Origin of the sequence: Nostoc sp. MS1 (genome assembly GCF_019976755.1) — a bacterium.
Classification (GTDB): Bacteria; Cyanobacteriota; Cyanobacteriia; order Cyanobacteriales; family Nostocaceae; genus Trichormus.
In genome coordinates this window covers 1,885,962-1,900,601 of record NZ_AP023441.1, presented here as the reverse complement: position 1 = coordinate 1,900,601, position 14,640 = coordinate 1,885,962, and the positions used below count along the sequence as shown (strand labels likewise).

Sequence of the window (14,640 nt, the reverse complement as noted above, 5' to 3'; positions counted from 1 at the left end):
CCTTATCGTGTTTGCTTTAGCTTGTATGCTTCGCTTGCTATCTGCAAAATTAGACGCTCAACTAGTTAGAGACACTTGTCGGCTTTTTGTACTTTCTACGAAGTAGTACACCAAATCCAGAACCCAGAGCGAGTCCCGCCATAGTGATTGGTTCAGGTACCGCAGTTAATGTACCACTACTTATTCTGAAGCCTAAGTCTGCTGAAACGTTTCCAGCTATCAAGTTGCCAACAAATGTACTTAAATTGCCAAATTCAACGTTGCCCTCAGCAACATAGGCTGCATAAGTTGCACCCAAAGTATTGTTCACTGCTTGAGCAGTGAGATAAATACCTAAAGTTCGCAGTGAGGAATTGTCTCTGAAAATAAACAATCTGTCATTTGCTAAGGTATTTATTCCGTTACTTACAGTGAAAAACCCATTATCAGAATTAGGAAATGCAGTACTTGAGGATGTCGTGTAGTTAAATGCGGGTAGAACAGATGGATCAATGCCTGCTGTTGTAGTAATATTTTGGTTTGATGCTATGTTGGTAGCTGTATTATAATCAAACGAACCAAATGCTGTACCGCCGCCAACTCCAGGAGGAGGAAAATCAACAGGAGCCAATTGAAGAGTCAAAGCTGAAGCAGGTACTTCAAGCAAACCTACTGTGATAGGTGCTAATGCTATTGCTGACAAAATAGGCAAGATTGTGGATGTTTTCATAGATTCTGTTTAGTTTTAGTCAAAGAAAAGGTATCTGCAAGCCTTATAGATACATATTTGCCTAATAAGTAAAATTTGATCTCTACCTAAAATACATTTAGCCTTGAAAAATGAACATTACACGAGTATTGTCTAGACTACACGTTAGTCCGTTAGAAATTACTGAAATTTAACTATCAATGTCATCTTATAGGAAAACTACACCTGAATTTGAGTCACCAGCATTTTTGAAGGCAGATTAAGATCGTAATGGTTACTATTTAGACTAATTGATATCTATATATTTAACTTGCTGTGCTGAGTATATTCGCATATAAGCACCTACGGTACAATATGTACTAAATCAGCTTCATAAAATCTTTATATGCAATAATTGTCTATTTTTGCAAAACGCGCGATCGTAAAATTGTAGCCGCACAGCAACGTCCAAGGTTTAATTTTCAGTAATCTCAACTACTTATGCTGTTGGGGAGAAAAAGAATTGTTACTAAAACTAAACTTGATTTTACGGTGCAGATGTTATTTATAATCTTTATATTTTGGTAAAAGAAAAGATGCTTATGTGCTGTCTGGGTATATACCAGTATCTTGTCTATATTCTTGATAGAATTTGATTATATATGAGATGTATTCACACAGAAACCTACAAGGAGAGAGTGAATGAGTTGGAAGCATCTTATCTGGAAATTAATATTTCTATTCACAAACGCCCTAATTCTTTCTTAATAACTTGTTAGTACTAGCCAACACAGCAATTAGGAGTAAGGCTTGAATTTGCCAAGGTGCTAGCACCAGACTCAAAACCAGACTTAGTACTGTAAATATACCAGTCAGATAAGCTACCTCATCTTGACATTTTTTTGATATGTAACCAGTTGCTAAACCCGCAACCAGAGGAACCAAAAAAAACATAGGCATTTTTACTTACCTTCCAAACAAAAAATTAACTCTTTGCTAAAACGAAGTCAGAGATATTTCTTCTTTAATGAGTAATCTCTCATCTTAGCAAGTTGTGTAACAGTATCATACTTAAAATAACAGTATTTTTTTCAATATTCTGTAATCATTTGATAAATTAACTTAATAGTTACTACTAAAGCCAGACCAACAGTCTAGGATAGTACCTTTAGAAGTAAATTTTTCCCGTTAATTACTCAATGCTGAACATTCCTCAACTATTAGCAACTGAACTAGAACTTAAACCCTATCAGGTGCAAAACGCGCTGGAACTTTTGGCGGAAGGTGCGACTATTCCCTTCATTGCACGTTATCGTAAGGAGCGCACTGATGAGATGAATGAAGTGCAGTTGCGTGATTTAGCTGATAGGTATACTTACTTAACAGAATTAGAAGAGAGAAAGGCGGTAATTTTAAAAGCTATTACCGAACAAAATAAACTGACAGATGAGCTAAAAGAAAAAATAGTATCTTGTTTACAAAAAACTGAACTTGAGGATTTATACTTACCCTACCGTCCTAAGCGCCGCACTCGCGCGACTATTGCGAGAGAAAAAGGACTACAACCTCTAGCAGATTTTATTAAATCTTTGAATTTAAAAAATTCTGTGGCTGCATCGCTACAAGATGAAGCAGCAAAATTTATTTCGGAAACAAACGGAGTCACCAGCGCTGATGAAGCACTTAAGGGTGCGGCTGATATTTTAGCGGAAGAAGTGGCAGAAAAAGCTGATTTACGTGCCTATATTCGAGATTATCTCTTAGAAGATGGGGTTTTTATTTCCCACATTAAAGATGAGTATCCAGAAGGTACAACCAAATTTGAAATGTACCGCAACTATCAAGCGAAAGTTAGAAATATTGCTCCTCATAATTTGTTGGCGTTGTGTAGAGGTGAGGCTGAGGGAATTTTAAGCTTTGATATTGCTTTTGAGGAAGATTTAATACTTTCTTACCTGGAATCTCAAGAAATTAAGACAAAAGTCCGCGCAATTCGAGATTTTTATCAAGCGATGTTGAAGGATGCTTTTAACCGTCTGATGAAAAATTCCCTGATCAGCGAAGTAATTGCGGAGAAGAAAACCTACGCGGATATTGAATCTATTAAGACGTTTGAAATAAACTTGCGTGAGTTGCTGCTATCTGCGCCGGCCGGGATGAAACCAACTATGGCAATTGACCCTGGCTTTAGAACTGGGTGTAAAGTAGCTATTATTGACCAAACTGGGAAGTTTTTAGAATATCAGGCGGTATTTCCTCACCAAGCGGCGGAACAACGCACAAAAGCAGCGCAAACACTCAAAAATTTGATTGAGAAATATAAGGTTGAGTTTATTGCAATTGGTAACGGTACAGCCTCCCGCGAAACTGATGAGTTTGTGGCGCAAGTATTACAAGCACTAGACCGGAAACCTATCAAGGTGATGGTGAATGAGTCTGGCGCATCTATATATTCTGCAAGCAAAGTAGCACAAGAAGAGTTTCCTGATTTAGATTTAACGGTGCGCGGTGCAATTAGTATAGGTCGGCGTTTACAAGATCCCTTAGCGGAACTGGTGAAAATTGATCCCAAGTCGATTGGTGTGGGACAGTATCAGCACGATGTTGATCAAAAGTTGCTGAAAAAGAAGTTAGATGAGACTGTGGAAAGTTGTGTTAACTACGTAGGTGTAGACTTAAATACTGCTTCTAAAGAACTGTTAACTTTTGTTTCTGGGATTACACCAGCAGTAGCTAACAATATTGTCGCTTATCGTAATCAGTATGGAGCTTTTAAGAATCGTCGCCAACTGTTGAAGGTTCCCAAGTTGGGGCCGAAAGCTTTTGAACAGGCGGCTGGGTTTTTGCGTATTCGTGGCGGTGAGAACCCCTTGGATAATACAACCGTGCATCCAGAAAGTTATGCCGTAGTGGAAGCGATCGCCTCTGACTTAAATGTACCTTTAAATCAAGTCACACAGATAGCCGAAAAGCTCAAGAAAGCCAACTTGAAGAAATATGTTACCGATACCGTTGGCGAACCCACACTGCGCGACATTCTCAGTGAGTTAGAGAAACCAGGGAGAGACCCCCGTGCTGAATTTAAATACGCCACCTTTAAAGAAGGGATTAAAGAAATCACCGACTTACAAGAAGGAATGGAATTAGAAGGTATTATTACCAACGTTGCCAACTTTGGCGCATTCGTTGATATTGGTGTACACCAAGACGGTTTGGTGCATATCTCCCAACTAGCTGACAGATTTGTTGATGACCCTAAGAAAATTGTGAAAGTAGGACAAGTGGTAAAAGTGCGTGTGCTAGAAGTTAACGCCAAATTAAAGCGGATTAGTTTGTCGATAAAAGCCGTTAAACAGTAAATGACGAATTACCTAAATATTCCAGATGATAGACAAGCTATCTATCTTGTAAGAGATGCTGATATTTAGCTAAATATTCAAGATAGTAATAGAACATTGAAAAACTTTATCACTGAATTTTAGGTAAGAAAATGTTGGGAACATTTTTAACAGTTTTAGCTACAGCACTAAGCCTATTAATTGTTGACTTAGTAGTACCCGGTGTCAATATTGCTAACTTCCCAGCTGCGATGATTGCTGCTGTTGCGGTTGGTTTCATCAATAGCTCATTTAGACCAGTTCTTTCGGCTCTGTCATTACCGCTTAACTTTGTAACTTTTGGAGCATTTTCTCTAATTGTTAACGGTTTGTGTTTCACGTTAGCAGCAGCGTTGGTTCCCGGTTTTAGCGCTCACGGTCTTCTCGCTTTTATTTTGGGGCCAGTTGTGCTTTCTTTCGCTAGCACATTCATTAACAACTACTTTGTAGAGAAAAATGTTTTAAGCGGAAGCACCACAACTCAAGCTGAATTACCTTCTCAACAAAGTGAATTAACTTCTAGATAATTCCTGAGATGGAGTTAGTAGTTTGGTTAATTCTTGACAATGTAAGTAAATTTTGAAAAGTAACAGAAATATCATGAAATTACTTCGTCTTCTTCTTGGTTTAGTCTTACCTCCATTGGGGGTTTTCTTGACCGTTGGTGTTGGCCCAACTTTGTTAATTAATATCTTGTTAACAGTTTTAGGTTGGCTTCCCGGTAGCATCCATGCTGTTTGGGTGATTGCTAAACATGATGAACAATTCAACAGAGAGGGTGATATTTACTAAGTTTAGTTTAAAAGTTAATGCCACATCTTTGGATTAGTTAAATGGGTGGGTTATTCCTACCTATTTTTTGTTTGTATGGCAGTAAAAAAAGAATAGATAATAAATTCACTATAAACACCAAATACTGTGGACAAACAATGAATACTTCACAATAATAAATATCCCTGCTTTCGGTAAGCCAGGGATATTGTTAATTATAGCGATCGCTACATAGATTAAAACATTAACTAATTACGAAACATTGACAATAAAGGCTTTTAAGGCAATTCCCTGCCATCTGTGATTGACTATTTACGGCTAACTGTTTTATCTTGTTCTGAATGGTCTTTATCCTTAAACAAATCAGCAGTAGCTAGTAATAACTCGCGTAGGGTTTGCTTAATTTGGTGTTCTTTTCTAGCTAAGGATGTGCCAGCTTCACTAAGCTTATTATCGATTTGCGTTCTTTTTTGCTCAACTTGTGTAGCTAAGGCTTCTGCTTGTGGACGAGCCTGCTCATACCAAGTTTTAGCTTCGTCTAGATAATTCTTGACTTCTTCAGAACGTCCGCCGTAACGTGCTGCTAAATTAGCTCTAACAATTGATAATTGCGCTTGTAATTGTGCGTAACGTTTTTGCAATAATGAAACTTCATCGCTATTTTTGATAGCATCAATGGCAGCATCAATGGAATTTTTAGTACTGGCAGTTTTTTCCTGACCAGTTTCGGCTATTTCCGCTAAAATTACATCAACTTCTTGCTGAATTTTCTCTTCTTCCCCATCAATTTGAGCTTGCAATCTCTGCAATTCAGACTGAGTTTTCACTATAGCTTCGTGTCTTTTTGTATTCGCTCCCTCAATTGCACCTTCAATTGATGCTGTTACTTCTTCTTTAATCTCTGTACCTTTATCTTGCAGATTTTCAATTACGGTAGAAACTGCATCTTTAACAAGGGAACGGATTTCACTAGACCCTTCTTTTAACTCAGCAGATACTTGAGCCACTGCGCTTCTTACAATTTCCCTAATTCGCTCGCTTTTTAACTGTCCAGTTGCTTTTGCTTGTTGTAAATCTGCTTGGATTTGTTGTTTGATATTATTAGCCATTTTCAACTCTCGTGATTTAGATAATATGGATAAAATTTTTGCTGATATTCTTCCATTAATATTATGAATAAATAGATAATACTTGGGTTACTTCCTTCCGACATAAACTTCAATAAATCTAACTAAAGAAAGTCATATACAAATTGCTCTCCTCCTATGGGAAGATAAATATGTTTATAATAATTTTTGCTGAAAAATAAACTATTATCGGAGATGCTAAGTGCAGAAACTACTCAAATTACTATTAGTAACTCTTTTATTCTGCTTCTACACCTTCACCTCACCTGTAAAAGCAGCAGACACAACCAATGGTGAACAACTCTTTAAAGTTCACTGTGCTGGTTGTCATATGAATGGTGGGAATATAGTCAGACGGGGTAAGAACTTGCACAAGAAGGCATTAAAAAAATATGGTATGGATTCTCTAGAAGCGGTTGAATCTATCACCGCTAATGGTAAAAATAATATGTCCGCTTATAAAGACCGTCTCAGCGTACAGGAAATACAAGATGTCGCGGCTTATGTTCTAGAACAAGCGGAAAAAGGCTGGCGATAGATAATTCAAAATTAAAAAAAAATGATCAGAACATATTGAAGATAACGCCAAGGTATTTAGTTTTAGTTTAGATACAGCAGATGGCGATCGCGGAACGCCCAGCTTCACTGATCGCATCAACACTATCTCTACTCAATCACGCAATTTGTATCAATTAATCGGTGATTGCGGTGATGAATATCGCCGATGATCAACATAACACTGTATCTCAAGAACAACATCCACTAAAAAGGGAGATTAAGTAGGGGCGCACAGATGTACGTCCCTACAGATAATGGATGTGTTGCAAATATTGTTCAAATTGATATAACCTGCTTTAGTTTTAGTACCGTTAAATAATGTTGCTCGTTTAACTCAGTATATTTATTGACTGCCAAGTCTCAAATTGCCAAATAGAATATAAAGAAACACAAAATAAGCAAACCTATGTGGTCTTCAGAGGGTAAACCAGCTGATACCGGAGTAACTAGACAACAATTTAACCCCACTCTTACTGAATTGCCAGAGTCTCAATTTGAGCAGATATTCCAACTAATTGACAGTCTCTTGCCTTTTGAGGTTTGCCTGTACCACCAAATTTTGCCTTTAAAATTACAAGATAATCAGCTATCGCTGGGTATGGTGAATCCAGAAGATAGTGGCGCATTAGAATATGTAAACCGCATTGTGTCATATATTAAAGGCACAATGAATACCCAAAAAATTACAGATGAAATTCACCGTACTTTACTTTCCAAATACCTCAGCAATAAGAACACATCAGACCTAGAAGCCAAACCAGCACAACAGCTAGATACACGTTCACATTTACTAGAGAGTATAAATACGAACTCCTACTTACACAAATCTTCGGAGTTAGAAACAGCCATTGTGGAAATCTCCCATTCACAAAGTAATTCCCAACCTAGCAATAATGTTTTAGAAACCACTGCCAGCCAAGAAACACCCACAGTTCTCTTGAATGACTTGACTGTTTTACAAGTACAAACGCCAGAACTATTTAGTCCTATTGAAGCACTGATAAACCTACCACCGAAAAAATTATTAGAAGAATTACTAGGGCGAGTTCTTGGTGGGGGAATTGGTCGTTTGTATTTGGAGAGACAACCATACAGGGGAAGAATCATCTGGAGTGACAATGGAGTTTTGCAGTCCATATTAGAAAATTTACCCTTGTCTACTTTTCAAGGAGTGCTTAATGAATTGAAGCGTTTTGCGGCAATTCCTTTGGGTATAGTTGCAGAACCACAACAGATAGAAAAAGAATGTCAATACCAAGACAGCCGTTTATTATTGCGTATACGTGTAATGCCGGGGCTAAATGGCGAAGAGGCTACATTACAAGTACTTAGAGGCGCAGCTTTAAAATTTTATCAACAGCAACAGTTAGCTCATCTGAGTCGAGATGTTATCGGTATTTCCCAACAACTAACTTATAAACTGCACGAGTTACAGCAAAAATTACAATTGAATCCTCACCTCAAATCTGAGCAATCAGAGGCTTTGTCTACCCTAACTCGATTGGTCGAAAAATTAGACCATCAAGTTAAAATACTGACGGATAATAATGAAGAACAATCAGTTAGTAAGTTATAACGCCGTCAGTAAAACCTCTGATTTCGATTTTTACCATAATTGTTATGTTGTAATGACAAGCCAGACTATCTTTGACCAATTTACAGTTAAGAATAATAACAGTTAGGAGAGGAATCAATCATGAAAAATATAAGACAAATTTACATTTATACTTAAGGTTTTACATAGGCAAGATGTACTACTCTTACTTGTTCCATCTAAGGTACTAGCCCTATAGATTCATTATAAAATCTTTATGAAAAGCAGCTTTTGAGCCTGTTCTTATTCATACATTTCCTATTTTATAATATATTTATGGATAAACTCTTAAATACATTGCGCCAATAAGCAAATCAGTATCTAAGAGGTTATTTATAAAGTAAAAATAAAATTCTTGTAGGGTGTGTTAGGCACAGACTTTGACTATAAATTCTCATGAAAAATTTGATAGAAGCGCCTAACGCACCATCTGATCTAACGGTGCGTTAGGCTGAAGCCATAACGCACCCTACTTAAGAATTACCTTATAAATAGTCTCTGAAGATTTACAGTTTTTTCTCAATATATGTCCATATTTTGAATTGAAAACTTATAATAGATATTCTATTTTTTATTTAACAAATTCACTCTCAGTAGATATTTCATGCAAACTGAAATTTTTAGTGATATTTTTCCCCTATTGAGTACAGCCAGCCCACAAACTTTAGAATGGCTACTCAATGTTGCAATCGATCATGAATATCCCACAGGTAGAGCAGTTTTAATGGAAGATGCCTGGGGTAATGCAGTTTATTTTATTGTGTCTGGATGGGTCAAAGTACGCCGTACTTGTGGTGATGATTCTGTTGCTTTGGCAATTTTAGGCAAGGGTGATTTTTTTGGAGAAATGGCCATTTTAGATGAATCTCCGCGTTCTACTGATGTCATCGCTCTTTCGCCTGTCAAATTACTGAGCGTTTCCAGAGAACGTTTTATTCAAATTCTTTTTAAAGATCCACAGTTGCATCATCGAATGCTACAACTCATGGTGCGAAGGCTACGACACATTAATCAACGTTTACAAATTCGTTCTTCACCACCGGCTGTTAAATTAGCCCACACCTTAATTAGTTTGGGTGAAAGTTACGGTCATGAATCGAATATCGGCAAGGAAATTTTTAATATTCCCTTCAAAGATTTAGCAGAAGTTACAGAAATTAGTGTTGAAGAAACTAGTAAAATTATGAAAAAGTTAGATGAAAAGGGATGGATTAAAATTGATAACGTTAATGATATTATTTATCTCATAAACTTTAAACAACTATTAAATTTAGCAGGGAAAGTTTAAGAAAATATTCGTTGTAATGTGTATATTTTCCGATTATTAGCAGCATATTACCCAAATATCTATAAAGTAGATTTTATCAACTTTGAATTTGGTGGCAGTTGCATTTTCCTGAGACTATACCTAGTCTGTAATTAATAGTAGTTTTGATAAAATTTATATATTACCAGGTATTAATGAGTGCTGAGGTTTGGAGAAAAAAGCTAGTGTTCAGGCTGCATATGCTGAATTATTACAAAAATATTAAATTTTTAATCTGCGTTAATTCATTTTAACGTAATATTTAATTATGTTACGTTTATATAATAAATGAACTTTGTAAAATAGGCTGTTAATGCTGTGCAAGTCTCCTCCGCAAGAGCGAAACCCAGTAATAGCTGGCACTAGAGAGTTTTCTTTTAGTAGGCTGATTGATACTGGCTGTGTCATTGTGATTAGTATCAATGCGCCCCAAAATGCTGAGTCTGCATTGGTTAACTATTGACTATTGACCAGTAACTATTAACTATTAACTATGTATGGTATTGACTTTTGACTGAGAACTTATCACTTTTAACTACAGATGACTGAAGCGACAGCACCTCGTATCGATATTGGCGTTCAGGACACCGTGCCGACGATTAATTATTTGGTGGCAATGCCCCAACCAGAGACGCATCTATTTGAGGTGAGTTTGCAAATCGTAAACTATTCATCACCAATTCTTGACTTAAGAATGCCGGTGTGGACACCAGGATCATATTTGGTGCGCGAGTACGCCAAGAATTTACAAGATTTCACTGCTTTTGCAGGAGATAAAGTTCTACCTTGGCGTAAAATCAGTAAAAACCACTGGCAAATCAATAAGGGTGATGTGTCAGAAGTAACGGTGCGCTACCGAATTTTTGCAAACGAACTATCGGTAAGAACCAATCATTTAGATGCTACTCACGGTTACTTCAATGGGGCCGCATTGTTTTTTAGAATACCTGGATGGGAAAATTTACCAATCCGCGTTACCGTCCTCCCACCCTATCCTCAATGGCGGATAACTACTCCCTTACCTACTGTCAATGAGCAATCTAATACTTTCTATGCGGCTGATTTTGATACGCTTGTAGATAGTCCTTTTGAGATTGGGGAACACCAGTCATATCACTTTGAGGTATTAGGAAAACCTCATGAACTGGCAATATGGGGACAAGGTAATTATCAAGTACAGCAGCTAATTAGAGATACCCAAAAAATTATCCAAGTAGAAGCGCAAATGTTTGGCGGATTGCCTTATGAGCGCTACGTCTTTTTGCTGCATCTATTTGCTCAAGCTTACGGAGGTTTAGAGCATAAAAATTGCTGCTCTCTAATCTATCAGCGTTTTGGATTCCGCTCTCAAGATAAATACGAACGTTTCATCCAGTTAGTAGCACACGAGTTCTTCCACTTGTGGAATGTTAAGCGCATCCGTCCCCAAGCCTTGGAAGTGTTTAACTACGATCAGGAAAATTACACACCTTCTCTATGGTTCTGTGAGGGGACTACTAGTTATTACGATTTATTGATTCCTTTAAGAGCAGGCATTTATGATGCCAAGGCTTACTTAAACTATTGGAGTAAGGAAATAACTAGATTATTAACCACACCAGGGCGGAAAGTACAGCCACTGTCTGAATCGAGTTTTGATGCGTGGATTAAACTTTATCGCCCAGATACCAATACAGGCAATTCCCAAGTCTCCTACTACTTAAAGGGAGAGATGGTTTCTTTGTTGCTAGATTTGCTAATTAGGGCGCGGTATCGCAATCAGCGTTCTTTGGATGATGTGATGCGGCAAATGTGGCAAAAGTTTGGTCAAGCCGAGATTGGCTACACTCCAGAACAATTACAGGCGGTAATTGAATCGGTAGCTGGGGTTGATTTGACAGATTTCTTTGCCCGTTATATCGATGGCACAGAAGAATTACCATTTAACCAATACTTAGAACCTTTTGGGTTGCAGTTGGTTACAGAAAGAGAGGAAGAACCTTACTTGGGAATCAAGGTAAATACGGAAAATGGCCGGGAAGTAATTAAATTTGTCGAAGCTGGTTCACCGGCACAACTGGCAGGGATTGATGCAGGTGATGAACTACTAGCGATCGCCGGTATTAAAATCACAGCCCATCAATTGAGCGATCGCCTCAAAGATTATCAAGCAAATGATACTATTCAGGTAGCAGTTTTCCACCAAGATGAACTACGTATTTATTCCGTAACTCTCGATTCACCACGACCCACAAAATACCAGCTATTACCAGTGCAAAATCCCGATGCCACACAGCAAGCAAACTTTGCCGGCTGGTTAGGTGCTTCCATATCTGGTGTTGGTTAGTAACAATAGCAAAATTCTTATTTTGTGTTCCCTGTGATTCACATTCAGGTGCGGAAAGTAACTAAATACAAAGATGGGGGAGATTAGTCAAGTTATGCGTGATTATTCTCCCCTATGTGTTTATAGGGGGTAGGGACAGAGAAGACGAGGAGGACAAAGGAAAAATTCTGATTCACACCATTTCATGAAAAATATGATACAAATGCAAACGCCCAAATCTATGCTAAGTATCACTTTCTTAATTTTGAATTTTGAATTTTGAATTTTGAATTGATATTACCCCATACGGGCTAACACATATTCACGAGTACGAGAATCAGCAGGAGTATTAAACATTTTCTTGGTCAGACCAAATTCAACCATCCGACTAATCCGATTTTCATTAGGCTGTAAGAAAGCTGTGAAATCTGATACGCGAGCAACTTGAGACAAGTTGTGGCTAACTATTACCATTGTTAGTTCAGAACGAAGACGTAAACTTTGAATTAAGCTTTCTACCTTCATGCTGGCTATGGGATCAAGACCAAAACAAGGTTCATCCATTAACAGAACTTTTGGCTTCACAGCTAAAGCACGGGCAATACATAGACGCTGTTGCTGACCACCAGAAAGGTCTAACGCTGATTTATATATTTTATGTTTGATTTCATCCCAAATATCAGCCTCTTTTAGGGCAGACTCGACAATTTCATCTATCTCTAATTTTGGTCGCCAACCAACTATTTTCACTCCATAGGCAACGTTATCATAAACACTCATGGGGAAAAGATTAGGTTTGGGATGTACCATACTTACTTGTCGGCGTAGCCGATTCAAGTTAACCCGACGCTCATAAATATTTTGATTATAAAATTCTACTCTGCCTTCAACTCGCACTTCGGCTTCTAGTTCATTCATCCGATTGAGGCATTTAATAAAAGTAGATTTTCCACAACCACTAGGGCCAATAATTGCAGTCACTTTATTCTCATAAATATCCATTGACACCTCTTCTAGTATTTTCTGGGTGTCATAGTAAAAGCTGAGATTTTTGACTCTGATGGCTGGAATTAGTTTATTCATGCTGAGAAATGTTTATCAAAAATATTGACTTGACAAATTAGTAAAAATCAGTGCTGCTGTTTCACGGTTTGTGAAGCCAATATTGAATAATCATGGTTCCAAATCAGGAATACCAGGAAATATTCATTTATAGCTAAATAGCAGTATTTTTTAGACAAATATTTGTATCAAAATGGTTTTCCTTTAAAAATAAATGTGGTAAGATATCAGCTAGTTAAAATCAAGCAGTTTAGAAGATCATTAACTTATTACCTACTTGTAAGTCTGGTTCAAGGTAGTATTTTGCTCATAGGCTTAAATTGACTTGTGTATACTGGTATCAAGCAACAAGTTAACTTTATTGGGTTGAACACTAGTAAACAGTATATCTACTGAATGATTTTGGTTTTTCTGCCCAAAAACCTGATAGATTCAGCGTAAAATAATATAAATTACATACTACTTATGTAGCATGTAAAATACCCATGTATCTTAATTTTACACGATATATAATAACTTCTATTTCATAAGATGTAGGGAAAATGTTGTTTAAAATTCCTCATCCTCATGAAAACTTTGCGAAAGACATAATGCCCTTCGCACACAGGAATTTTACCTAAGAAATTAATATTTCAGTATACAAATAATGTCATCAACCAATTAATAACTGCTTAGACACAATTAAATTACATCTGCTACCTATTTATTTTTTGCTTAATGAAGAATTAATTACAAATCGGGATAGTTTGTATTGATTTCAGTAGAACGGTGGGAAAAAACTAACCTATATTAACGTGAGTTCGATGAGAGAAGAAAGCCAGAAAGCTAGTATAAAAAGGAATTGGCGAACAAGGAAATCAAAGAACAGTAAAATTTATGGCAAGAGGGTGAAAAAAACATAAAAAAGACCGAGACTAAAAAATATCATTACAAAATCAGGGTCTCGGCTATGTCTACTATTGTATCTCGCCTCGATATTACACAAGTATTCTGTGATGTAGATGATTTCTGTAAACAGTGGGAACAGTTATGGCAAGTGATCCCACAGCTACCATCGATAACAGGAGAACGTCGTAGTCGCTCAAGGATGAGCATATCGGAAGTGATGACAATAGTCATTGCCTTTCATGGTAGTGGATATCGAACATTTAAGGAATTTTATACATTGCACGTACTACCTGGTTGGCGTGGGGCATTTCCCAACTTGGTGAGCTACAACAGATTTGTAGAATTGATGCCGTGGTGCTTAATGCTGTTGTGCTGCTTTTTGCATACAAGGACAGGAGAAATTACGGGAATTAGTTTTATTGATTCAACGCCTATTAATGTGTGCCATAATTGCCGCGCCCATGCACATAAAGTATTTAAAGGATTAGTAAATTGGGGCAAAAACTCGGTCGGTTGGCACTTCGGATTCAAACTTCATTTGATAATTAATGACCAAGGTGAATTGTTGGCATTTAAATTAACTTCTGCCAACGTAGATGACCGCAAGCCAGTGCCAGAAATGACTGAGGATTTGATTGGCAAACTGTTTGGTGACCGAGGATATGTTTCACAAAAATTATTTGAAGAGTTATACGAACGAGGTTTAGAGCTAATTACTAAATCCAAGAAAAACATGAAAAATCGCTTGGTCAAGTTGCTTGATAAAATTTTGTTACGTAAACGAGCAGTCATTGAATCAGTGAATGACCATCTCAAAAATATTTGTCAAATAGAACACTCTCGACATCGTAGTCCACTTAACTTTTTGGTTAATTTAATGGCAGGCTTGGCAGCTTATACTTATTTGCCTAAAAAACCATCTATTGATATTTATCCAAAAGACTTGCCTGCTCTACCTCCTGCCATTTTTTAGCTCCGTCGAACT

12 protein-coding genes are annotated in these 14,640 nt (G+C 37.2%); 8 read left to right on the top strand and 4 right to left on the bottom strand.

What is annotated here, in order from left to right; translation table 11 throughout:
* Positions 1-61: 61 nt before the first annotated feature.
* Together NSMS1_RS08275 and NSMS1_RS08270 are read right to left on the bottom strand one after the other, a co-directional pair.
* The gene (locus NSMS1_RS08275) at positions 62-709 is read right to left on the bottom strand and encodes a PEP-CTERM sorting domain-containing protein (protein WP_224092444.1); all 648 of its coding nucleotides are present in this window, start codon (positions 707-709) and stop codon (positions 62-64) included.
* 711 nt (positions 710-1,420) lie between these two features.
* The gene (locus NSMS1_RS08270) at positions 1,421-1,627 is read right to left on the bottom strand and encodes a hypothetical protein (protein ID WP_224092442.1); all 207 of its coding nucleotides are present in this window, start codon (positions 1,625-1,627) and stop codon (positions 1,421-1,423) included.
* Positions 1,628-1,866: 239 nt separating this feature from the next.
* Between NSMS1_RS08270 and NSMS1_RS08265 the strand changes: the two genes are divergently transcribed.
* The 3 genes from NSMS1_RS08265 (at position 1,867) to NSMS1_RS08255 (ending at position 4,836) form a co-directional block, all read left to right on the top strand.
* A complete protein-coding gene (locus NSMS1_RS08265; protein WP_224092441.1) occupies positions 1,867-4,026 on the top strand; it encodes a Tex family protein in 2,160 nt (719 codons plus the stop codon).
* Between the two features lie 131 nt (positions 4,027-4,157).
* On the top strand, positions 4,158-4,571 hold the full coding sequence (locus tag NSMS1_RS08260) for a phage holin family protein (RefSeq protein WP_224092440.1): 414 nt from the start codon (positions 4,158-4,160) through the stop codon (positions 4,569-4,571).
* 73 nt (positions 4,572-4,644) lie between these two features.
* A complete protein-coding gene (locus tag NSMS1_RS08255) occupies positions 4,645-4,836 on the top strand; it encodes a YqaE/Pmp3 family membrane protein (RefSeq protein WP_096679044.1) in 192 nt (63 codons plus the stop codon).
* A 287-nt stretch (positions 4,837-5,123) separates the two neighbouring features.
* Here the strand turns inward: NSMS1_RS08255 and NSMS1_RS08250 are convergent, their stop codons facing one another.
* Positions 5,124-5,924: a histidine kinase gene (locus NSMS1_RS08250; protein ID WP_224092438.1), complete on the bottom strand. Its 801-nt coding sequence runs from the start codon at positions 5,922-5,924 to the stop codon at positions 5,124-5,126.
* Positions 5,925-6,144: 220 nt separating this feature from the next.
* Between NSMS1_RS08250 and petJ the strand changes: the two genes are divergently transcribed.
* From petJ to NSMS1_RS08230, 4 genes are all read left to right on the top strand, one after another.
* Positions 6,145-6,480, top strand: a complete 336-nt coding sequence (petJ, locus tag NSMS1_RS08245; RefSeq protein WP_224092436.1) for a cytochrome c6 PetJ — start codon at positions 6,145-6,147, stop codon at positions 6,478-6,480.
* A 426-nt stretch (positions 6,481-6,906) separates the two neighbouring features.
* Complete coding sequence (locus tag NSMS1_RS08240; RefSeq protein WP_224092434.1) at positions 6,907-8,076, top strand: pilus assembly protein PilB; 1,170 nt, start codon at positions 6,907-6,909, stop codon at positions 8,074-8,076.
* A gap of 622 nt (positions 8,077-8,698) precedes the next feature.
* Entirely contained in the window at positions 8,699-9,382 is a 684-nt protein-coding gene (locus NSMS1_RS08235; RefSeq protein ID WP_224092432.1) for a Crp/Fnr family transcriptional regulator, read from the top strand.
* A 559-nt stretch (positions 9,383-9,941) separates the two neighbouring features.
* The gene (locus NSMS1_RS08230; protein ID WP_224092431.1) at positions 9,942-11,726 is read left to right on the top strand and encodes a M61 family metallopeptidase; all 1,785 of its coding nucleotides are present in this window, start codon (positions 9,942-9,944) and stop codon (positions 11,724-11,726) included.
* Positions 11,727-12,002: 276 nt separating this feature from the next.
* On the opposite strand, the gene NSMS1_RS08225 is transcribed toward NSMS1_RS08230, so the two are convergent.
* Positions 12,003-12,788 (bottom strand): phosphate ABC transporter ATP-binding protein, encoded by a 786-nt coding sequence (locus NSMS1_RS08225; RefSeq protein ID WP_224092430.1) that lies wholly within the window; start codon positions 12,786-12,788, stop codon positions 12,003-12,005.
* A gap of 928 nt (positions 12,789-13,716) precedes the next feature.
* On the opposite strand from NSMS1_RS08225, the gene NSMS1_RS08220 reads away from it, so the two are divergent.
* Positions 13,717-14,628, top strand: a complete 912-nt coding sequence (locus tag NSMS1_RS08220) for an IS982 family transposase (protein ID WP_224085629.1) — start codon at positions 13,717-13,719, stop codon at positions 14,626-14,628.
* The last annotated feature ends 12 nt before the right edge of the window (positions 14,629-14,640 follow it).